At 38.9% G+C, this 23574-nt stretch carries 15 protein-coding genes; 11 read left to right on the top strand and 4 right to left on the bottom strand.

The features are described 5' to 3' along the window. Positions 1 to 12 precede the first annotated feature (12 nt). Together J9537_RS08590 and J9537_RS08585 are read right to left on the bottom strand one after the other, a co-directional pair. The gene (locus J9537_RS08590; protein WP_218255723.1) at positions 13 to 762 is read right to left on the bottom strand and encodes an amino acid ABC transporter ATP-binding protein; all 750 of its coding nucleotides are present in this window, start codon (positions 760 to 762) and stop codon (positions 13 to 15) included. Continuing rightward, positions 763 to 2925: an amino acid ABC transporter substrate-binding protein/permease gene (locus J9537_RS08585; RefSeq protein ID WP_218255721.1), complete on the bottom strand. Its 2163-nt coding sequence runs from the start codon at positions 2923 to 2925 to the stop codon at positions 763 to 765. Positions 2926 to 3170: 245 nt separating this feature from the next. Here J9537_RS08585 and uvrB point away from each other — a divergent pair, with 245 nt between their 5' ends. The 7 genes from uvrB (at position 3171) to whiA (ending at position 13347) form a co-directional block, all read left to right on the top strand. After that, positions 3171 to 5162 carry an excinuclease ABC subunit UvrB gene (gene uvrB / locus J9537_RS08580; RefSeq protein ID WP_010745018.1) on the top strand — a complete coding sequence of 664 codons (1992 nt, stop codon included), beginning with the start codon at positions 3171 to 3173 and terminating at the stop codon, positions 5160 to 5162. A gap of 76 nt (positions 5163 to 5238) precedes the next feature. Then, positions 5239 to 8061 carry an excinuclease ABC subunit UvrA gene (uvrA, locus tag J9537_RS08575; RefSeq protein WP_218255719.1) on the top strand — a complete coding sequence of 941 codons (2823 nt, stop codon included), beginning with the start codon at positions 5239 to 5241 and terminating at the stop codon, positions 8059 to 8061. Positions 8062 to 8162: 101 nt separating this feature from the next. Next, on the top strand, positions 8163 to 9419 hold the full coding sequence (locus J9537_RS08570; protein WP_218255717.1) for a carboxylate--amine ligase: 1257 nt from the start codon (positions 8163 to 8165) through the stop codon (positions 9417 to 9419). 2 nt (positions 9420 to 9421) lie between these two features. Further along, entirely contained in the window at positions 9422 to 10135 is a 714-nt protein-coding gene (locus J9537_RS08565) for an amino acid racemase (RefSeq protein ID WP_218255715.1), read from the top strand. A gap of 295 nt (positions 10136 to 10430) precedes the next feature. Further along, on the top strand, positions 10431 to 11318 hold the full coding sequence (gene rapZ, locus J9537_RS08560; RefSeq protein WP_010745014.1) for an RNase adapter RapZ: 888 nt from the start codon (positions 10431 to 10433) through the stop codon (positions 11316 to 11318). Further along, entirely contained in the window at positions 11315 to 12313 is a 999-nt protein-coding gene (locus J9537_RS08555; protein ID WP_010745013.1) for a gluconeogenesis factor YvcK family protein, read from the top strand. The genes rapZ and J9537_RS08555 overlap by 4 nt, the downstream gene beginning before the upstream one ends. A 98-nt stretch (positions 12314 to 12411) precedes the next feature. Beyond that, a complete protein-coding gene (gene whiA / locus J9537_RS08550) occupies positions 12412 to 13347 on the top strand; it encodes a DNA-binding protein WhiA (RefSeq protein ID WP_218255714.1) in 936 nt (311 codons plus the stop codon). Positions 13348 to 13369: 22 nt separating this feature from the next. Here the strand turns inward: whiA and J9537_RS08545 are convergent, their stop codons facing one another. Next, positions 13370 to 13885, bottom strand: a complete 516-nt coding sequence (locus J9537_RS08545; RefSeq protein WP_218255712.1) for a thioredoxin domain-containing protein — start codon at positions 13883 to 13885, stop codon at positions 13370 to 13372. Positions 13886 to 14164: 279 nt separating this feature from the next. Between J9537_RS08545 and nifJ the strand changes: the two genes are divergently transcribed. From nifJ to glmM, 4 genes are all read left to right on the top strand, one after another. Beyond that, a complete protein-coding gene (gene nifJ / locus J9537_RS08540) occupies positions 14165 to 17836 on the top strand; it encodes a pyruvate:ferredoxin (flavodoxin) oxidoreductase (protein WP_218255710.1) in 3672 nt (1223 codons plus the stop codon). A 201-nt stretch (positions 17837 to 18037) separates the two neighbouring features. Beyond that, the gene (cdaA, locus tag J9537_RS08535; protein ID WP_218255708.1) at positions 18038 to 18922 is read left to right on the top strand and encodes a diadenylate cyclase CdaA; all 885 of its coding nucleotides are present in this window, start codon (positions 18038 to 18040) and stop codon (positions 18920 to 18922) included. Further along, positions 18919 to 20019, top strand: a complete 1101-nt coding sequence (locus tag J9537_RS08530) for a CdaR family protein (protein ID WP_218255706.1) — start codon at positions 18919 to 18921, stop codon at positions 20017 to 20019. Before cdaA ends, J9537_RS08530 begins: the two co-directional genes overlap by 4 nt. 23 nt (positions 20020 to 20042) lie before the next feature. Then, on the top strand, positions 20043 to 21398 hold the full coding sequence (gene glmM, locus J9537_RS08525; RefSeq protein ID WP_218255705.1) for a phosphoglucosamine mutase: 1356 nt from the start codon (positions 20043 to 20045) through the stop codon (positions 21396 to 21398). 84 nt (positions 21399 to 21482) lie between these two features. Here the strand turns inward: glmM and glmS are convergent, their stop codons facing one another. After that, positions 21483 to 23291 carry a glutamine--fructose-6-phosphate transaminase (isomerizing) gene (gene glmS, locus J9537_RS08520; RefSeq protein ID WP_218255703.1) on the bottom strand — a complete coding sequence of 603 codons (1809 nt, stop codon included), beginning with the start codon at positions 23289 to 23291 and terminating at the stop codon, positions 21483 to 21485. Between the last annotated feature and the right edge of the window lie 283 nt (positions 23292 to 23574).

Below are 23574 nucleotides of genomic sequence, written 5' to 3'. Positions count from 1 at the left end.
ACGGGTTTCGTATTAAATATTCAATACTTTATTTAAGAAGTCTTGGGTTCTCGGATTGTGAGGATTATTGAAGACCTGTTCAGGTGTGCCATCTTCTAGAATTTTTCCACCATCGGTAAAGATGACGCGGTCAGCAACTTCTTTCGCAAAGCCCATCTCATGAGTGACAATGACCATGGTCATACCTTGCAGTGCCAGATCCTTCATTACTTTTAAAACATCTCCAACCATTTCTGGGTCCAAAGCGGAAGTTGGTTCATCAAAGAGCATAATATCAGGATTCATTGCTAACGCGCGAGCAATTGCGACACGTTGCTTTTGTCCTCCGGAAAGGCTATCAGGATAATCGTCTTTCTTTTCTGCTAAACCGACTTGTGTCAACAACTCCACACCACGCTTGTTTGCTGACTCTTTTGATTCCCCCTTTAAATCGAGTGGGGCTAACGTTATATTTTCTAAAACTGTCAGGTGAGGGAACAGGTTGAAATGCTGGAACACCATACCAATATGTTGACGAACTAAGTTAATGTCCGTATGCTTATCCGTCAAATCTTGCCCATCAATAATAATTTCCCCAGACGTAGGTTCTTCTAGGTGATTCATACAGCGAAGGAAGGTACTTTTCCCTGAACCAGATGGGCCAATGATACAAACAACTTCCCCTTCGCTGATAGTAATATTCAAGTCATTCAAAACGGTATTGTCACCGAATTTTTTTACTAAATGATTTACGACAATTTTCTTATCTAATTTATTTTCCATCTATTTCACCTTCTTATCTAAACGGTTCGCTAACTTAGTCAAGATCGTGATCAAGATTAAGTACATGATCGCGATGATCAAGTAAACGTAAGAACTTTGAGTTGTACGAGCAACAATGATTTTCCCTGTTTGCAGTAATTCTACTACACCGATAGCCGAAATGATTGTCGTATCCTTCAGACTGATAACGAATTGATTGATGAAAGAAGGAATCATGATCTTCACAGCTTGAGGTAAAATAATCTTCTGCATGGTTCGGTTATAGGACAATCCCAAACTTCGAGAGGCTTCCATTTGACCGACAGGAACCGCATTGATACCGCCACGAACTATTTCAGCGATATATGCGCTGGCATTTAATGTCAGTGTGATGATTCCCGCAGCAAAGTCAGGGATTTTTATACCTGTAATTCCCGGTAAACCAAAGAAGATAAAGAAGGCTAATACCATCATTGGGATTCCGCGGATGATATCAATATAGATACCGGCCAACGTACGTAATACACGAACAGGAGAAACACGGAACAATCCAAAGATAACTCCTAAAACAAGAGCCAGTGCAAAGGAGACTAAAGCCAATACAATGGTCTTCCATAATCCTTCTAGTAATGATTTGTAATTATTTTTCAATAAACCAGTGATAGTAGACTCATCAACAGTTTCTTTCTTGTCTTCACTACCGGAGCCGATGTACTGATCAACAATTTCATCGTACTCGCCAGTACGTTTCAATTCTTTTAGGCCTTCTGTAAACATCTCGCGCAATTCAGGGTTCTGACCTTTTTTCACAGCAAAACCATATTCACCACCAACTTCGCGTTTGATTGGTGTTTTCAAATCTTGCCCCTGTTTTACAGCATAACCGATGACCGGATAGTCATCCATCATCGCATCGATAGAACCGACTTTCAGCGCGTCATACAATTGATCCGCTGCATCAAAACTTTTGATTGTATAGCCATATTCCTTTTTGTGAGCCTCTAAAAAGTCGGCACTTTCCGTTCCAACCTTAGCTCCTACGGTTTTGCCTTTTAAATCCTCGTAAGACTTAATATCTTTATTGTCTTTCGCAACAGCTAATTGAATCCCGCTTTGGAAGTAGGGGTCCGAAAAATCATAATTGGCTTTTCGCTCATCGGTAATGGTCATTCCTGCGATCATACCATCAGCCTGTCCTGACTCTAAAGCCTGCATTGCTGAGGAGAATCCGATGAATTTAAAATCAATTTTGAATCCTTGCAGCTCTGCGATTCGTTTTAACAGGTCAACATCAATCCCTTTGTATTCGCCGTCGCTGTCCTTATACTCAAAAGGGGCGAAAGCAGAATCGCTGGCAATAACATAAACATCTTTTTTTGGCTCGATTTTTTTCATTTCGCTTGAAGCGCCTTGATCACCGGAACCAGTAGAAATATACTTGCTGACGATTTTATCATAGCTGCCATTTTCCTTTAGGTCCTTCAGTCCTTGATTAAACTTTTCCAGCAGCTCTTTGTTTTCGCCTTTTTTCACAGCGAAGCCGTAAGAACTGCCTTTTTCAGGTTCACCGACTAATTTGAATGGTTGACCATTAGTTACAGCATAACCAAGTACAGGGTAGTCATCAAAAATCGCTTCAACATTCCCGTTTGTCAGGGCGTTGTACATAGCATCAGCAGCTTCGTATTGTTTTACTTCATAGCCATATTTGTCTTTGTTCTTGTTTAAAAAAGTCGCACTTTCTGTACCGATTTTTGCGGCAACTGTTTTTCCTTTTAAATCTTTGTAATTCTTGATGTCTTTATTGTCATTTTTAACAGCCATCTGGATTCCGCTATCAAAATAAGGTTCAGAAAAATCAAACGTTTTTTTCCGTTCATCTGTAATACTCATGCCAGCAATCATTCCGTCCAGTTGATCGGATTGCACTCCTTGGATGGAGCTGTCGAATCCTAATGGACGCAAATCAACTTTAAAGTTTTGGTCCTTAGCGATTTGATTAAGCAAATCTACATCGATACCTATGTATTCGCCATCGGAATTCTGAAATTCGAAAGGAGCAAAAGTCAAGTCCGTCCCGATCTTATATGTTTTTTCCGCGGCGTCAGTCTTGTTGGCAAAGCTAAGTGTGAAAATACTTGCCATTAAGAAAACAACGAATGGAATTAATTTGTTTTTTCTCATAATAATCCTCCTAATTACTTATCATTTGTTTATTATATGTTAGTTTATGGATAAAACACAAGAGGGTTCATTGTTGGATAGAAAAAAAGCAAAATTTTTATAACATGGGATGTCAGAAAATGTGACACGGTTGTTTTTAAGAACTTCTTATGGTAAGAAGAAAAAATGGCGAAAATATGTTCGGTATGCTATAATTTTGGAATGGAAAATCTTTGTTCATTTAATAGAAAAAGGGGGATTTTTGTATGATTGAAAGAGTAACGGATAATACGTTTGACCTTCATTCAAAATATCAGCCTGCTGGCGATCAGCCTGAGGCCATTGAACAACTTGCCGAAGGAATCGTCGATGGAAAAAAAGCGCAAATCCTTTTAGGAGCTACCGGGACTGGTAAAACTTACACGATTTCCAATGTTATTAAGGAAGTAAATAAGCCAACCTTGATTATTGCCCATAATAAGACGTTAGCGGGGCAATTATATGGAGAGTTTAAGGAATTCTTTCCTAACAACGCGGTGGAGTATTTCGTTAGTTATTATGACTACTATCAACCAGAGGCGTATGTGCCTTCTAGTGATACGTATATTGAAAAAGACTCAAGTATTAATGATGAGATCGATAAGCTTCGCCACTCGGCGACAAGCGCCTTACTTGAACGAAATGATGTGATCGTCGTAGCTTCAGTTTCCTGCATTTTTGGTTTGGGATCACCAAAGGAATATTTGGAGCAAGTGGTTTCTTTGCGTGTAGGAATGGAAATGGATCGGAACCAATTATTACGGAATTTAATTGATATTCAATTTGAACGAAACGATATTGACTTTCAGCGTGGTCGTTTTCGTGTTCGTGGGGATGTAGTGGAAATATTTCCCGCATCACGTGATGAACGTGCGTTACGCGTGGAATTTTTTGGTGATGAGATAGAACGAATTCGCGAAGTAGACGCGTTAACAGGAGAAATCACCGGTGAAACAGAGCACGTAGCCATCTTCCCGGCGACCCACTTCTTAACCAATGAAGAGCATATGGAAGTGGCGATTAGTAATATTCAAAAAGAGCTTGCTGATCGATTAGAAGTCTTGAGAAATGATAACAAGCTATTAGAGGCTCAGCGATTAGAACAACGAACCAATTATGATATCGAAATGCTTCGAGAAATGGGCTATACATCTGGTATAGAAAACTATTCTCGTCATATGGACGGACGTAAAGAGGGCGAGCCGCCCTATACGTTGATCGACTTTTTCCCAGATGACTTTTTACTAGTTGTGGATGAATCTCATGTGACGATGCCGCAAGTAAGAGGTATGTACAACGGTGACCGAGCACGTAAACAGATGCTGGTAGATTATGGTTTCCGGTTGCCATCAGCTTTAGATAATCGTCCATTAAGATTAGAAGAGTTTGAAGAGCGCGTGAATCAGATTGTTTACGTTTCGGCGACTCCTGGTCCTTATGAACATGAAGAAACAGATACAGTAATAGAGCAAATCATCCGTCCGACTGGACTACTAGATCCGGTCATTGAAGTCCGCCCGATTATGGGACAAATAGACGATTTGGTTGGAGAAATAAACGAACGTTCTGAAAGAAATGAACGTGTTTTTGTCACGACCTTAACAAAAAAAATGTCCGAAGATTTAACAGACTACTTTAAAGAACTAGGTATCAAGGTTAAATACCTCCACAGTGATATCAAAACCTTAGAACGTACTGAGATTATTCGTGATTTGCGATTAGGAAAATTTGATGTGCTAGTTGGTATTAATTTACTTCGTGAAGGTCTAGATGTACCTGAAGTCTCATTGGTGGCTATCTTAGATGCAGATAAAGAAGGCTTCCTTCGCAGTGAACGTTCACTTGTTCAAACAATTGGTCGTGCTGCCCGAAATTCAGAGGGAAAAGTTATTATGTATGCTGATAAGGTGACGGATTCAATGCAACGTGCAATGGATGAAACATCACGCCGTCGTAGTATTCAGCAACAATATAATGAAGAGCATGGCATTGTACCTAAGACGATTATTAAAGAAATTCGTGATTTGATCGCAATTAGTAAGGTTGCAGAAGATACTGGAACTTACGATACGACCTCTTATGAAGAGTTATCTAAATCTGAACGTAAAGAACTTATTGCGAAACTTGAAGATGAAATGCGAGAAGCGGCTAAAACACTTGATTTTGAAACTGCCGCAACATTACGAGATACAATCTTAGAATTAAAAGCAGCAGAATAACTGGTGAAAAAATGGCACGTTTTTTCGGCTGTGGAAAAAGAACTACAGTTAATGAACAATGAACAAGGAGAAATAAATGGCAAATGATAAGATAGTAATTCATGGAGCGCGAGCTCACAATTTAAAGAATGTAGATGTCACGATTCCTCGTGATAAGATGGTGGTTGTTACTGGTTTATCAGGTTCAGGAAAGAGTTCGCTGGCCTTTGATACGCTATATGCTGAAGGACAGCGTAGATACGTGGAAAGCCTATCTGCTTATGCGCGGCAGTTTTTGGGTCAAATGGATAAGCCTGATGTTGACAGCATTGATGGATTGAGTCCAGCGATATCTATTGATCAAAAAACTACAAGTAAAAACCCTCGGTCAACAGTAGGAACCGTGACGGAGATTAATGATTATTTGCGTTTGTTATACGCACGAGTAGGTCATCCAATCTGTCCGAACGACCATATTGAAATTACCTCTCAATCTGTTGAGCAGATGGTCGACAAGGTGCTTGAATTACCTGAGCGAACCAAAATTCAAATATTAGCGCCAGTTGTTGCAAAGAAAAAAGGACAACACAAAAAAGTTTTCGAAATGATTCAACGAGAAGGTTATGTCCGTATGCGTGTTGATGGAGAATTATATGATGTGACAGATGCTCCAGAACTAACCAAGAATAAAAAACACGATATCGAAATCATCGTCGATCGTATTGTTGTTAAGGAAGGTATCCGCTCGCGTCTATTTGATTCCTTCGAAGCAGCGTTACGCTTAGCTGAAGGGTATGCGATTGTTGATGTGATCGGGGAAAAAGAAATGCTATTCAGCGAACACTACGCTTGTCCTTATTGTGGTTTTACAGTAGGCGAACTTGAACCTCGACTGTTTTCATTCAACGCGCCGTTTGGAGCTTGTCCAGATTGTGACGGATTAGGGGTTAAGTTGGAAGTCGATTTGGATTTAGTTATTCCTGATCAAAGTAAAACGTTGCGTGAAGGGGCATTGATTCCTTGGAATCCGATCAGTTCTCAATACTATCCTCAAATGCTAGAGCAAGCATGCTTGAGTTTCGGTATTGATATGGATACTCCGTTTGAGGATTTGCCAAAAGAACATCAAGAAATCATTTTGAATGGTTCAAATGGAGAAAATTTCCATTTCCATTATGAAAATGACTTTGGCGGTGTTCGTGATGTAGAAGTTCCTTTTGAAGGGATTATTAACAATATTAACCGACGTTATGCAGAAACGAACAGTGATTTTACCCGTGATCAAATGCGTTTATATATGACGGAATTAACATGTCAAACCTGCCACGGTTATCGGTTGAATCCACAGGCTTTATCAGTGAAAATCAATGATGTTAATATTGGACAAGTTAGTGAAGACTCTATTAATAGAGCACTCGATTTTTTCGAAACCGTTGCATTAAGCGAACAGGAAAAGGTAATCGCTAAGCCTATTTTGAAAGAAATCAAGGATCGTCTTAGCTTCTTACGAAATGTTGGGTTAGATTATCTTACCTTGAGCCGAGCTTCAGGGACCTTGTCTGGTGGAGAGGCTCAAAGAATTCGGTTGGCGACTCAAATCGGTTCAAACCTATCTGGTGTCTTGTATATTTTAGATGAACCCTCGATTGGTTTGCATCAGCGAGACAATGACCGCTTGATTGAGTCTTTGAAGAAAATGCGAGATTTAGGAAATACTTTGATTGTAGTAGAGCATGATGAAGATACAATGCGTGCGGCAGATTATCTGATTGATGTCGGTCCAGGTGCAGGGGATCAAGGTGGCGAGATTGTCGCTGCTGGAACACCTAAACAAGTTGAAAAAAATCCAAAATCCTTGACTGGTCAATATTTATCTGGAAAACGAGAAATCGCTGTGCCAAAAGAACGTCGAAAAGGAAATGGAAAGAAAATAAAAGTTACTGGCGCTGCTGAAAATAACTTGAAAAGCATTGATGCCGAGTTCCCATTAGGGAAATTTGTTGCTGTGACGGGTGTCTCAGGATCTGGGAAGTCTACTTTAGTTAATCAGATCTTGAAAAAGGCTCTCGCACAGAAGTTGAATCGTAATTCAAACAAACCAGGAAAATTCAAAAAAATTACTGGTTACAACAATATCGAAAAATTAGTTGATATTGATCAAAGTCCAATCGGGAGAACACCGCGGAGCAATCCAGCAACCTATACAAGTGTTTTTGATGATATTCGAGATTTGTTTGCTCAGACAAATGAAGCGAAGATTCGCGGTTACAAAAAGGGTCGGTTCAGCTTTAATGTAAAGGGCGGACGTTGTGAAGCTTGTCGCGGAGATGGAATCATCAAAATTGAGATGCATTTTTTACCTGATGTTTATGTGCCGTGTGAAGTTTGTCACGGCAAACGCTACAACTCCGAAACATTGGAAGTTCATTATAAAGGAAAGAATATTGCGGATATTCTGGAAATGACTGTTGAAGATGCTGTGGAATTCTTCAAACACATTCCTAAAATTCATCGAAAACTTCAAACAATTGTTGACGTTGGTTTAGGCTATGTCACGATGGGGCAGCCTGCGACAACACTTTCAGGTGGAGAGGCTCAACGAATGAAGCTTGCTAGTGAACTTCATAAGAATTCCAATGGAAAGAATTTCTATATTTTGGATGAGCCGACAACAGGACTTCATACAGATGATATTGCTCGTTTGTTAAAGGTTCTGGAACGTTTTGTTGACGCAGGAAATACGGTATTAGTGATTGAACATAATTTGGATGTGATTAAATCAGCCGACTACGTTATCGATCTAGGACCAGAAGGCGGCGACGGTGGTGGAACCATACTAGCAACAGGGACACCGGAAGAGATTGCTGAAGTACCAGACAGTTATACAGGACATTATTTAAAACGCGTCTTAAAAAAATAAATAACTGATAAAGCTTGATGCAAGCAAAGGATTCTCCTTTGCTTGCATTTTTCTTTATGGTATGATTATCAAGGATTTAGAATGAGAAGGTGTAAGAGAATATGAATGAAAATCAAAAATTTGTCCCGATTTTATTAGGGAGCGATATCAACGTTTACGGTATGGCCCGTTCTTTTCACGAAGCCTATGGAATCGTATCAGAGGCTTATGCTGGTCTACAATTAGCACCAACAAAATATAGTAAGATCGTGAACGTACATGTTGTACCAGGATTTGATAAGGATCCTGTGTTCATCGAGCAGATGCGCGAATTAGGAAAAAATACGTACAACGATCCTAATGTAAAATATTTATTGATTGCTTGCGGTGATGGATACGCTGAGCTAGTTTCACAACATAAAGAAGAGCTTTCCGAATGGTTTATTTGTCCGTATATTGATTTTGATTTACTCCAAAGTCTGATTAGTAAAGTCAGCTTTTATGAAATTTGCGAAAATTATGATTTGCCTTATCCAAAAACATTTATCATTACTGAAGATATGTTAGAGGCTGGTAAGTTAAAACAGGATTTACCCTTTGATTTTCCTGTTGCACTAAAACCAGCGAATAGTGTGGAATGGCTATCAGTTGATTTTGAAGGAAGAAAAAAAGCCTTTATTTTAGATACTCGTGATGAATTTGACACAATCATTGAGCGTATTTATCAAGCTGGTTATACGAGTGAAATGATTGCGCAGGACTTTATTCCTGGAGACGATAGCAACATGCGTGTATTGAATGCTTATGTCGATCAAAACCATCAGGTTCGCATGATGTGCTTGGGACATCCATTATTAGAAGATCCTTCTCCAGAAGCGATTGGAAACTATGTGGCGATCATGCCTGAATATAACGAGAAGATCTACCAGACAATTAAAGGATTTTTAGAGAAAATCAACTATACCGGTTTTGCAAATTTTGACATGAAGTACGATCCTCGTGATGGAGAATATAAATTGTTTGAAATCAACTTACGGCAAGGACGCAGTAGTTTCTTCGTTACTTTAAATGGCTTCAATTTAGCACAATACGTAACTGAAGATCGCGTTTTTGAAAAGTCGTTTACTGAAACGATTTACGGTAAAGCAGAACCAGCTACATCCATGTTATGGATGGGGGTTCCGAAGGGTGTTTTTGAGAAATTTGCTCGAAATAATAAGGAAAAAGAAAAAGCTCTAGAAATGATCAAAAATGACCATTGGGGAACGACAGTCTTTTACAAGAAAGATATGTCCTTGATGCGGTGGATTTTAATGAAGTATATGTTCAGCAAGTACAAAGGACGCTTCGATCTATTCTTTAAAGAGAAAGAAGGATAAGTATGGAAAATTTCTTTAGTATTCTTGGTGGAATGGGGACGATGGCGACGGAAAGTTTTATTCGAATCCTTAACCAACGTACACATGCTCATAATGATCAAGAATACTTAAACTATGTGATGTTCAATCATGCAACGGTTCCTGACCGCACGGCTTTTATTTTAGATCACGAAGCACCAAGTCCATTACCCTTTTTATTGGATGATATAGAGAAACAAAACCTATTACAGCCGGATTTTATTGTACTCACTTGCAATACTGCTCATTACTTTTTTGATCAACTACAGGGGGCAACAAATATTCCGTTGCTGCATATGCCGCGTGAAGCTGTAAATGAAGTGACAAAGCATCATAAACCCGGCGAGAAAATCGCAGTATTAGCAACTGCTGGGACAATTTCCGCTAAGGTCTATCAAAGTGAGCTAGAGGCAAAAGGATTTGAAGTTTTGATTCCTAAGCCAGACTTACAAGAGAAGGTTAATCATCTAATTTATCACGATGTAAAAGAGAATGATTATATCAACAGTGATTTGTATCTAGAGATTCTTTCAGATGTTTTTGAAAAATATGGTTGTCAGAATGCTATTCTTGGCTGTACCGAGCTGTCTTTAGTTCAAGAATTGACAAAAGAAGTTCCTTTTCCAGTAATTGATGCGCAATCTATTTTAGCGGATCGGACAATTGAATTAGCACAGAAAAACAGATCTTCTAAATAGGAGATCTGTTTTTTATTTGCACATTTTTTTCAGTTTCTATTCTATTAGGAAAATCTAAAGAATGACAAATGAGTAGCAAAGACACGCCAGGAGTGTTATAATTTTTTTAGATAGCGAAAGAAGCTAGCTTATGGTTTCTTTGGCATCTTTTTATTTGGTTCAAAAATTTTGCTTATGATTATTGATGAGCCTATCAACGTATTTCAAATCGCAATATCGTCTATATAGAACAATAGTAAATTAAAATAATCATTCTCAGGAGTGAGTTTCTAATTACGTGAAAGGAGTGACACAAATGACTGATAGTTTACATTTGGTTGTCATTACAGGTATGAGTGGTGCAGGTAAAACTGTCGCAATTCAAAGTTTTGAAGATATGGGGTATTTTTGTGTAGATAATATGCCTCCAGGTTTAATTCCGAAGTTTTGGGAATTGATCCGTGAATCAGGAAAAGTAACTAAGATCGCTTTAGTAGTAGATTTACGTTCTCGCTCATTTTTCGAAGATATTCAAAAAATGCTAATAGAGATAGAAAATACAGGGTTCATTGATACAAGTATCTTGTTCTTAGATTGTTCAGATGAAGAATTAGTCTCTCGCTACAAAGAGACGCGTCGCGCACATCCGCTTGCGATGGATGGCATGATCACTGAAGGTATTCGTAAAGAACGCGCAATCTTGGAAGATTTAAAGAATAGAGCTACTCTAATGATTGATACAACAGATTTAACGCCACGTCAATTACGAGAAAAAATTAATCAAACGTTTAAAGATAAGGATGACGCGGGATTCCACGTGGAGGTAGTTTCTTTTGGCTTTAAATATGGGTTGCCAATCGATGCTGACATAGTTATGGATGTTCGTTTTTTGCCGAATCCACACTATATTCCAGACCTGCGGCCTCAAACCGGGCTAGACAAACCGGTATATGATTATGTAATGTCATTTCCTGAAACAGAAAGTTTTTACACGAATTTTGTTCGTTTAATTATGGACATTCTGCCTGGCTACATTAATGAAGGAAAAAGTTCATTAACGATTGCTATCGGCTGTACTGGTGGACAGCATCGGTCAGTCGCTTTGACAGAGCGTATTGGAAAGGCAATTACGGATGCAGAGTACAAGGTAAATATCACTCATCGCGATAAGGATAAGCGGAAAGAGACGGTGAATCGTTCATGAAAATGAAAACATACCGTATTCGTAAACCGAAGATCGTGGTTATCGGTGGTGGGACAGGATTACCAGTTATTTTAAAAAGTTTACGAAATCAAAGTGCTGATATTACAGCAGTGGTAACTGTAGCAGATGACGGTGGCAGTAGTGGTGAACTACGCGATTCGATCGACATGGCCCCCCCAGGTGATTTGAGAAATGTTTTGGCCGCCTTATCTGACATGCCGAAGCTCTATGAAGACTTATTTCAATATCGTTTTCATGAGGATGACAAATTTCTTGCAAATCATACGATTGGGAACCTTTTAATCGCGGCTTTATCAGAAATGCGAGAAAGTACGTATGAAGCAATTCAATTACTTTCCATGATGATGCACGTGGACGGGCATATTTACCCTTCTTCGGAAACACCGCTAGTGTTGCACGCGGATTTTGATGACGGAACAAGTGCAGTGGGAGAATCAAAAATAGCTCTGGATCGTAAGACGATAGAAAGAGTTTATGTCACAGAAAAAAATGGTGAAAAAGCGATTCACGCAGCACGTAAAGTAGTTAATGCTATCAATGAGGCAGATATGGTTGTCTTAGGACCAGGCTCCTTATTCACTAGTATCTTGCCTAACTTAGTCATTGAGGAACTAGGAAATGCGGTTCGTACAACAAAGGCAGAGGTAGTCTATATTTGTAACATTATGACCCAAAAAGGTGAGACCGAACATTTCAGTGATGCGGATCATATTCGTGTTCTTCACAAACACCTCGATAGCAAATTTATTGACACTGTATTAGTCAATACTGAAAAAGTTCCTGAAGGATATATGGATCCAGAGATCTATGATGAGTACTTGGTACAAGTTACACATGATTTTAATGGTTTAAGGGAAGAAGGCTGCCGAGTTGTTTCAACTGACTTTTTAAAACTTCGTGATGGTGGCGTCTTTCATGATGGAGACAAAGTTGTCGATGAGCTATTTCGAATTGTTTTTGGTGCAAAAATTTAAGACTGGATTTTTAAATAAGTGTCGAAATAGTAAATCATTAGTTAGAACTAATTTTATTTAGGAAAATTAGTTCTTTATTATGAGAAGGAGGGCTCGTCATGTCTTTTGCGGCAGAAGTAAAAAAAGAGTTAACGGGTCTGGCAGTCCAAAAGAATCTCGCACAAGCTGAGTTAGCCGCATTGATAAGAATGAATGGTTCCCTTAGTTTGAGTAATCATCAATTTGTTTTGAATGTGCAAACTGAAAATGCGGCGATTGCTCGTCGAATTTTCACCTTATTAAAAGAGCATTACAATGTGCGAAGCGAGTTACTGGTCCGTCGGAAAATGAAATTGAAAAAAAACAATGTTTACATTGTTCGATTGAAGCAAGAAACACAGAAAATTTTATTGGATTTGGATATCATGGACGGTATGATGTTTCAAGCGCATATATCGAATGAAATTAAGCAATCAGATGAAAAAACTCGTGCGTATTTACGTGGTGCATTTTTGGCCTCTGGTTCAGTTAATAATCCAGAAACGAGCCGTTATCATCTAGAAATATCTTCAATTTACGAGGAACACAATCAAGATATTTGTGACCTGTTGAATCAATTTGACTTGAATGCCCGTACGCTGGAACGCCGAAATGGCTATATCACTTATCTTAAAGGCGCAGAGAAAATAGCTGATTTTCTAACTTTGATTGGTGCGACGAATTCAATGTTAAAATTTGAGGATGTTCGAATCGTTCGTGATATGCGAAATTCTGTCAATCGACTAGTGAATTGCGAAACAGCCAATATGAACAAAACGATAGATGCTGCGTCTAAGCAAATTGAGAACATTCATTTTATTGAGTCGACGGTTGGACTACAATCGTTACCAGAAAAGCTGCAGGAAATAGCAGAATTAAGGATTCAAAATCCTGAAATCAGTCTAAAAGAACTAGGAGAAATGATTCCATCAGGAGCCATTTCGAAATCAGGTATCAACCATAGAATTCGAAAAATTAATGATTTTGCCGATAATTTACGAAAAAAAACCGTTTGATAGTCAAACGGTTTTTTTCTGTTTATTCAGCAATGTAAGCTTTTAAAGTTGCTTCATCAATGGATTCGTCAAAAATATGATCACCTAATACAATGGTTGGTACGAATTGAATGTTTGCTTGGGCTGCCTCATTGCGGATTTCTCCTTGCAGATTTTGGTTTGCTTGTTGAATAAAACCCAATGTTTTTTCAGCATACTCAGCTACAGCTTCTAAAGCAAGGTCTTGCCAATTTTCTTGTGTTTCAAAAGCTTGTCTGATTTGAATCATAGCCTTGGCAGGATTATTGTCAATATATTCGTGCATTACATTTCCGCGCTGTAAGCTAATTTTATCTTTATCTAATAACTTGATAACACGTTGAACTTTGCCTTCTTCGACCGCTTGACTCAGCGTTTCATAGGATTCCTCAAACCATTGTTTGCAGTAGGGACATCGTAGGTTAATAAATTCAATTAAACGCTTTGGCGCAGTGTCTGATCCAATTTTAATTCCATTGAAATCATTTACTAAGTTTGCTTTTATTATAGAAATATCCATGAATAAACACGTCCTTTCATAGTCTAGTTTACAAAAGATTCTAAAGAAAACAAACTCTTTTGATATAAATAAGTTAAAAAGATTGAAACGTCTGTTTGAAAATAACTCAGCTTAGTTTATAATAAATCCGTTGTTATAAAGATTATAAGGTTAAGATTTCTATTTTTAGGTGAGCAAATTTTTTAGCTGTCATTTTACCACTTAAATGAAATGTTACAAAACAATAGAATCGTTGTCTTTTCCAAGAAAAAAGGACGAATTACAATAAGGAGGAGAACTATGCGTAAGAAAAAAACGATGGATGGAAATACAGCAGCAGCTTACATTTCATATGCATTTACTGAGTTAGCTGCAATTTATCCAATCACTCCTAGCTCAACAATGGCTGAACTTGTGGACCAATGGTCTTCAGAGGGAAAGAAAAATATATTTGGTCAACCGGTATCAATTACTGAAATGCAATCAGAGGCGGGTGCCGCAGGTGTTGTTCATGGTGCGCTTAAAACGGGTGCACTAACAACTACTTATACTGCATCGCAAGGATTATTACTAATGATTCCAAACATGTATAAAATGGCAGGAGAGTTACTGCCAGCCGTTTTTCATGTGGCTAGTCGCGCAGTTACAACAAATGCGTTAAATATTTTTGGTGATCATGGAGATGTAATGGCGGCACGCCAAACGGGATTTGCGATGCTACAGGAGAGCAGTGTACAAGAAGTAATGGATTTGTCTGCGGTGGCGCATCTAGCAGCTATTGAAGGCAGCATCCCATTCATGAACTTTTTTGACGGTTTTCGTACTAGTCATGAGATTCAAAAGGTTGAGGTATTAGACTATGAAGAATTGGCGCCGCTTGTTGATCAAGAAAAGTTAAGAGCATTCCGTAAGCGAAGCATGAATCCAAATCATCCAACAATTAGTGGGACGAATCAGAATCCTGATATACATTTTCAACAACGCGAAACAGTCAATCGTTATTACGATGAATTGCCAGCAATCGCTCAAAAATATATGTTTGAAATCAATAAACTCCGTGGTACTCAATATGATTTGATTACTTATTACGGGGCAGAAAATGCGGAAGAAGTCATTGTAGCAATGGGTTCTGTGGCACAAACGATCGAACAAACGGTGGACTATTTAAATGCTAATGGTCGGAAAGTTGGTTTTTTAAATATTCATTTGTATCGTCCGTTCCCAACCGAGAACTTTTTGGAAAAGCTTCCAAATTCTGTGAAGTCTATTGCTGTTTTGGATCGTTCAAAAGAGCCTGGAGCTGATGGTGAGCCATTATTATTAGACGTTCAAGGCGTCATGTATGAAGCGGATATCCGTCCTAGAATCATCGGTGGACGTTTTGGTTTAGGCTCTAAGGATGTCACACCAGACCAAATTATTGCTGTATATGATGAATTGTTAAAAGAGAAAGGAAAAACCAAAAAGCGTTTTACTATTGGTATTGTTGATGATGTAACTAATATGTCGCTCGAAACAAAGGGAACCCTTGACTTGACGAACCCTAATACTTATCAGGCAAAATTCTGGGGTTTTGGTTCAGACGGAACAGTGGGGGCAAATAAATCAGCAATTAAAATTATCGGGGATCATACGAACAAATATGCGCAAGGTTATTTTAGTTATGATTCAAAAAAATCAGGCGGATTGACTGTTTCACATTTGCGCTTCGGAGATACACCTATTCGCTCGACCTATCTTGTCGAAAGTGCTGATTTTATCGCCTGTCATACACCTGCTTATATTCACACCTATGACTTGCTGAAAGGATTGAAACCAGGCGGGATATTCTTAATGAATACTATGTGGAATGATGGGCAGATTGATAAATTATTACCTACTAAGATGAAACGCTATATCGCCGAGAATAATATTAGATTTTACACAATTAATGCTGCTAAATTAGCCATGGAAGTCGGGCTTGGTTCGCGGATCAACACAGTGATGCAAACGGCATTCTTTAGTTTGACGGGCATTATCCCATTTGATGAAGTGATAGAGATTTTAAAATCTGAAGCCGATAAAAGCTACCGCCGTAAATCACTAGAAATCGTAGAAAAGAATATTGCGGCGATTGATCAAACCGTTGAATTATTGCATCAGGTACAGATTCCTAAAACGTGGAAAACCATTGAAACGCCTGCCCATGTACGGAAATCTCCCGTGCCACAATATGTTGAACAAATTGTTGAACCGATCAATTCTCAACGAGGAGATGCACTTACTGTTAATGACCTTGTAGCAAACGGCATGACAGATGGAACCATACCAACAGGTACCACAAAATTTGAAAAACGCGGGGTGGCATTAGAGGTTCCTCATTGGATTAGCGATCGTTGTACAATGTGTAACGAATGTTCATTTGTATGTCCTCATGCGGCTATTCGCCCATTTTTGGCAGATGAAGAAGAAATGGAAGAAGCACCAGAAGGATACATCGTCCGAGAAATGCGCGGTGCCGATGGCTTGAAGTATCGTATTCAAGTTTCAGTTGAAGACTGTACTGGCTGTGGTCTTTGTGTCGAAGCATGTCCAGCTAAAGGCAAAGCACTAGTTATGAAACCATTTGAAGAAGAGAAGGAACAAGCAATCAATTGGGCCTTTTCAATGACATTAAAGCAAAAGGCAAATCCAGCAAAAACAAATTCCGTTTTAGGTTCACAGTTCAATCAACCACTGCTTGAATTCTCGGGAGCATGTGCAGGTTGTGGTGAAACACCTTATGTGAAATTAATGACACAAATGTTTGGTGATCGGATGATGATTGCAAATGCGACAGGCTGTTCATCTATTTGGGGAGCGGCTGCCCCCGTCAGTCCTTACACAACAAACGAAAAAGGTCAAGGGCCAGCGTGGTCTAACTCATTGTTCGAGGATAATGCTGAATATGGATATGGAATGTTTTTGGCAAATCAAACCCGACGTAAAGAATTAGCAGATAAAATTAATGACGTTCTAAATATGGTTTCTGATGATTTACGGGAGTTAATGGAAGACTGGATGGATCATATGTATGAATCTGACGGAACCCAGCAAAGAGCAGCTAAGTTAACTTCAGCGCTTGAAGCAGAAGGGTTGGAGAATGCTAAACTAGCTGAGATCTATGACAACCGTGACTTATTTGTCAAAACTAGCCAATGGATGTTTGGCGGAGATGGTTGGGCGTACGATATTGGTTTCGGTGGTATTGATCATATATTAGCTAGTGGAGCAGATGTAAATATCTTAGTAATGGATAATGAAGTCTATTCGAATACCGGCGGTCAAACATCTAAAGCAACACCAGCTTCTGCCATCGCAAAATTCTCAGCGGGTGGTAAATATCAATCTAAGAAGGATTTAGGGATGATGGCGATGACATATGGCAATGTTTATGTTGCGCAAATCGCTTCAGGAGCTAATCAAATGCAGACAATCAAAGCTCTGGAAGAAGCTGAAAAATTCCCAGGACCTTCTTTGATTATTGCTTATACACCATGTATTAATCACGGCTTGCGCGGTGGAATGAGCAAAACTCTACAAGAGGCCAAAGATGCAGTAAATTCTGGTTATTGGTCATTGTATCGTTACAATCCAATTCAACGTGAAAAAGGAAAGAACCCAATGACGTTGGATTATAAAAAACCAAACTTTGATGATATGATTGGCTTTATGAAACAGCAGACACGCTTCTCAGCACTAGAAAGAGTGCAGCCTGACGATGCACAGCGCCTATACCAAAAAACAGTAAACGATGCTCAAACACGTTTTTATAACTATGCACGCATGGCGGGACAGGAAGAAAAAATTCGTGCGAAATTAGAAGGAACAAAAGTTGAAGTAACGAAGACTACTAGTGAAAAGAAAGTAAAAAGTGAGCGGAAAGCTGATCCAGAAGCAGCAGCACGGCGTGCCGCTCGCAGAGCTGCTCGCGCTGAAAAAAGAAACCAATAACTTTTTGGATGTTGTCGTTATATCGAGATAGTAAGATAAGAAAGCATGTAACCATCAAAATTATTATAGAAGAAATTAAACAGTAGTAGGAGAAGGAGTCTTTGTTTATTAAGGCTCCTTCTTTCCTTCTTAAATTTTATGCTAGACCTGTACCACTGTGGTATAATTGTAGAGAATTTTGGATAGAAAGAGAGGTTATCTATGCCTAATCGTCTAATTGAATTATTCAAACCGGAATATTGGCTTAGCTTTTTTTCTGAGAATCTTTCAACCTGGGATATCATCGTCAACCTTTTAGATATATTTGTTGTCTGGTTTTTGATTTATCGTTTGTTTGAACTTGTTCGCGGAACGAAGGCAGTCCAACTGATCAAAGGTGTGGCGATTTTTATTGGGATACGAATTGTTGCTGAATTGATTGGTCTGCATACATTGTCCTGGTTGATGAATCAAATCATTACCTATGGTGTAATTGCGGCGATTGTTATTTTTCAACCAGAGGTCCGACGCGGTTTGGAACATTTAGGTCGCAGTTCATTCTTTAAAACATCAAAAAAGGAAGAACGTGACGACGAGCGAATGATCCTTGCGTTTGACAAAGCGATTCAATATATGTCAAAAAGGAAAATTGGTGCATTAGTAACGATCCAACGTTTTACAGGGCTAGAAGAATTTATCGAGACTGGGATTGCTCTGGATGCAGATATTACCGGAGAACTATTGATCAATATATTTATACCGAATACGCCGTTACATGATGGTGCAGTTATTGTAAAAAATGGAAAAATCGCGGTTGCTTCGGCATATCTCCCATTATCGGACAGTATGCTGATCCCCAAAGAGTTTGGTACTCGACATCGAGCCGCGGTAGGTATCAGCGAGGTCAGTGATGCGTTAACGTTTATAGTATCTGAAGAAACAGGTGGGGTTAGTATCACGCTGAATAATGATTTTCTTCACGATTTGTCTCAAGAAGAGTATCTGGCTGTAATGCGTAGAGAGTTGTTGCCAGATGAAAAAAATGCCAGCAAGAAGAGTCTTCTGCAAACCTTTTTCGAAGGGTTGACTAAAGGAGGACAAAAATGAGAATTAAGTTTAAAAAAAGTAATGCCCCATATATGCTGATCTCATTGGTGTTTAGTTTAATTCTATTTTTTAATGTAAATAGTCAAAATTTTAGTCAGTTAATTTCGTCTGAAACAAACTATGAGGAATCTATTCAGAACGTTCCTATAAATGTCCTTTATGATTCAGATGAATACTTTGTTCATGGTTTTTCATCGAATGTATCGGTTAAATTAAGCGGGGCTAACCGCATACAATTGAATAAGGAAGTAGATCCTGACACAAGGGATTTCAGTGTTGTTGCAGATTTAAGAAATCTGTCTTCTGGAACCCACGAGATTCGGCTAAAAACAAAAAATTTATCGAGCTCTCTTTTTGCCACGATAGAACCAGAAAAAATTTCTGTGACTATCGAGAAAAAGGTAAAGAAAGAATTTGACGTATCCCCAATCTTAAGCAGTACAACTAGCAATAATGGGCTGAAAATCGGGGAAATGTCTACACAGCCTGAAAAGGTTGAAATTACTACTGGCGAAAATACTATGAAGGAAATTGATCGTGTTGTTGCTTCGGTTGACAGTAGTAAGTTGACCACAGATCAAGATAGTATACAAGCGCCTATTCAGGCGTTAAATGCTAGTGGAGAAGCACTGCCAATTCAGTCTGATCCACAAAATGTAACAGTTAATTTTGAGATTCAAACGCCTAGTAAAGAAGTGTCGATCTACCCTATCCAAGAAGGGGACTTGCCTTCGGATGTAGAAAGCGTCAAAATAGACTTGAATCGTACAAAGGTAACAATTACTGGTGTGCAGTCAGTAATTGATCAAATAGACAGTATCGGCATTCCAGTCGATGTGAGTCGAATCCAAGGGACTGTAAAAAAGTTTATTGATGTACCTTCTGGGGACTATCAAATAAACCCTAAAACAGTGAGTGCACAAGTAACGCCTGTCTTTAAGAAGTCCCAAGGATCGGAAACTAGCAGTACAAATCATTCTAGTTCGTCGACGACTGAAGATGTAGCAGAATCAGACGACGCTTCCAGATTTTCTGAAACAAGTGCTACACAGACAACAAACAGTCAAGAAGATTCGACAAATCAATCTACTAACTAGATGAAGAAGGGAAATATAATTTAATGGGTAAATATTTTGGAACAGATGGAGTAAGAGGAATCGCGAATAAGGAGTTAACACCTGAACTAGCATTTAAGTTAGGACGTTGTGGTGGTTATGTTTTAAGTCAACATCATGAAAGTGAAGGTCGTCCACGTGTACTAGTTGGGCGTGACACTCGAATTTCTGGAGAGTTACTAGAAACAGCTTTGATTTCTGGATTATTATCTGTAGGTATCGAAGTATTTCAACTTGGTGTCATTTCTACACCAGGAGTTGCTTATTTAACAAGATTGCAGAAGGCTTCTGCAGGAGTGATGATTTCTGCTTCTCATAATCCAGCTGAAGATAATGGGATTAAGTTTTTTGGCGGTGATGGATTTAAACTTGTTGATGAACAAGAAGCTGAGATTGAGGCTTTAATTGATGCGGAGGAAGATACATTACCTCGTCCTTCAGCCGAAGGGCTTGGGACATTGGATGAGTTTCATGAAGGACTTCTGAAGTATTCACAATTCTTAGTACAAACAATTTCAGGAGATTTATCCGGGTTAACTGTTTGTGTTGATGCTGCAAATGGTGCCACATCTACTAGCGTTAATCGTCTGTTTGCAGATTTAGAAACAGATTTTTATACAATGGGTACATCACCTAATGGGTTAAATATCAATGCCGGAGTAGGTTCTACTCATCCAGAAGCATTAGCTAAATTAGTTGTTGAAAAAGGTGCAGATGCTGGTTTAGCATTTGATGGAGATGGCGATCGTGTAATTGCTGTTGACGAACTCGGCAATATTGTCGATGGTGATCGAATTATGTATATTTGTGCGAAATATTTAGCTGAACGTAAACGATTGAAAAAAAATACTGTGGTTACTACAGTAATGAGTAATTTAGGATTCCATAAGGCAATTGAAGAGATTGGTCTTGAAGATGTCATCACGCAGGTCGGTGATAGATATGTTGTTGAGGAAATGCGTAAAAATGATTACAATCTTGGTGGGGAACAATCTGGACATGTTTTATTCTTAGATTATAATACGACAGGTGACGGAATGTTAACCGGTGTTCAGCTATTGAACATTATGAAGCAAACGGGTAAAAAGCTCTCTGAGCTAGCTAGTGAAGTAACTATTTATCCGCAAAAGTTAGTGAACATTCGAGTAAGCGATAAGTACGGAGCGATGGATGTTCCCGCTATAAAACAAGCGATTGAAGAGGCAGAAGCAGAAATGAATGGAGATGGTCGAATTCTCGTACGTCCTTCAGGCACAGAACCATTACTACGTGTCATGGCAGAAGCACCAACAGATGAAAAGGTTGATTACTATGTTGAAAAAATCGCAACTGTTGTTCGAGATGAAATTGGATTAGATTAATAATAAACGTCCGACTTTTTTAGTCGGGCGTTTTTCTGCATAAAAAAGGTTGAGAAATTTTTCTCAACCTTTTAATTTATTCAATTATTCAACTGTTACTGATTTTGCCAAATTACGAGGTTTATCAACATCGTAGCCGCGTAATAATGTTGCATAGTAGGCAATTAATTGTCCTGGGATAACAGAAACAAGCGGACGTAAGAATTGGTGAACTATAGGTAAAATGATTTGGTCACCATCTTTACTTAATTCTTCTGAAGCTATTACTAGTGTATGAGCGCCGCGACTTTCAACTTCACGGAGATTTCCTCGTGTGTGAGGAGCTGTAACAGCTTCGGTAATGATGCCGATAACCGGTGTTCCTTCTTCGACCAATGCGATTGTTCCGTGTTTCAATTCACCAGCGGCAAAGCCTTCTGCCTGAATATAGGAAATTTCCTTTAGCTTCAAAGCAACTTCCATAGAAACATAGTAATCTTCAGAACGGCCAATATAAAATGCATTACGAGTTGTTGCCAAATATTCTTCAGCAATTTCTTCGATCATAGCTTTTTCAGCGATCATGACATCCATCGCATTAGCTGCAATGCCTAATTCCTTTGTTAAGTCGAATTCTTTAGCAGCAGAAACTCCTTTTGCTTCACCTACAGCTTTGGCTAAAACCGTCAAAGCTGCAATTTGCGCAGTATAAGCCTTGGTAGAAGCTACTGCAATCTCTGGACCTGCATGTAGCAACATGGTGTAGCTCGCTTCACGAGATAATGTTGAACCTGCTACATTTGTTACAGTAAGAGAAGGGTGTCCTAGTTCATTGGTTTTTACTAAAACTTGACGGCTATCTGCAGTTTCTCCACTTTGCGTTAAGTAGATAAAGAAAGGCTTTTCTGAAAGCAATGGCATATTATAGCCAAACTCGCTAGATAAATGAATTTCAACGGGAATGTTAGCCAAGCCTTCAATAATTTGTTTACTTGCCCAACCCGCATTGTTACTTGTTCCGCAAGCGACAATGTAAATACGGTCGCTGTTTAGTAAAGTCTGCAACAACTCATCTTCGATCACGACGGTTCCTGTTTCATCGGTGTATTCACTGATGATCCGGCGCATCGTAGCAGGTTGTTCATCAATTTCTTTCAACATGTAATATGGATAAGTTCCTTTTTCCATATCGGAAAGATCAATTTTTGCTTCGTAAGGGGCACGTTGGACTTCGTTGCCGGCAGCATCTTCAATCTCTACGTGATCACTTGTTACAATAACCATTTCACCATCGTTAATCTCGACGAATTGATTGGTTTGTTCTAACATCGCCATTGCATCGCTACAAACAACATTGAATCCGTCGCCTAAGCCAATTAATAAGGGGCTTTTGTTCTTTCCGACAAAGATCGTCTCCCGGTCCTTCTTATCAATTAACCCAAAAGCATACGACCCATGAATTTCTTTGAGAGCTTTCCGAAAAGCATCTTTGGTTGAAAGGCCTTGATTTGCGAAATACTCAACTAAATGAACAGCGATTTCTGTGTCTGTTTCACCGTAAAAGGTATCATCTGTTAAATATTTTTCCTTCAATTCATCATAATTTTCAATTACACCATTGTGAACCAATACAAAACGTTTACTTTGTGAAGTGTGAGGGTGTGCGTTTTCTTCACTAGGCTCCCCGTGTGTTGCCCAGCGTGTATGCCCAATGCCAATGGAACCATGGACTTCAGAGCCAATCTTTTCAGCTAGCTCTTTAATACGACCTTGTGACTTAATTAAGAAATCTTCTTTTTCGTCAGCCACGAAAATACCGGCAGAATCATACCCGCGATACTCCAATTTCTCTAAACCATTTACTAAAATACTTGTTGCTTGCTCATTTCCCACAATTCCTACAATTCCACACATAATGTCTTCCTACTTTCCTGTCATTATATGTTTCCGAGCTGTATGACCATTTCTTTGTTCTTTAAAAAAGTTTTTGTAATAGTCTGTAGAGTACAGCTGCCCTGAAGCCACCCGCCGAATATTTCGATTAGCTTCTTCCTCGTCACCTTATAAAAGGTCTGGCGCTATCTTATTGGTACATTTAAGATTTTTTTGTTTTAACATCGGAAACAATGATTAATATAATATAAACTTCGCTTGTAGTCAAATGTTTTTTTATTTTAAACAAATTGGTATATATGAT

Origin of the sequence: Enterococcus raffinosus (assembly GCF_019175485.1) — a bacterium.
GTDB classification, from domain to species: Bacteria; Bacillota; Bacilli; order Lactobacillales; family Enterococcaceae; genus Enterococcus_A; species Enterococcus_A raffinosus.
The sequence above is the reverse complement of the archived record's forward strand: the minus strand, read 5'-3'. Positions and strand labels throughout refer to the sequence as shown.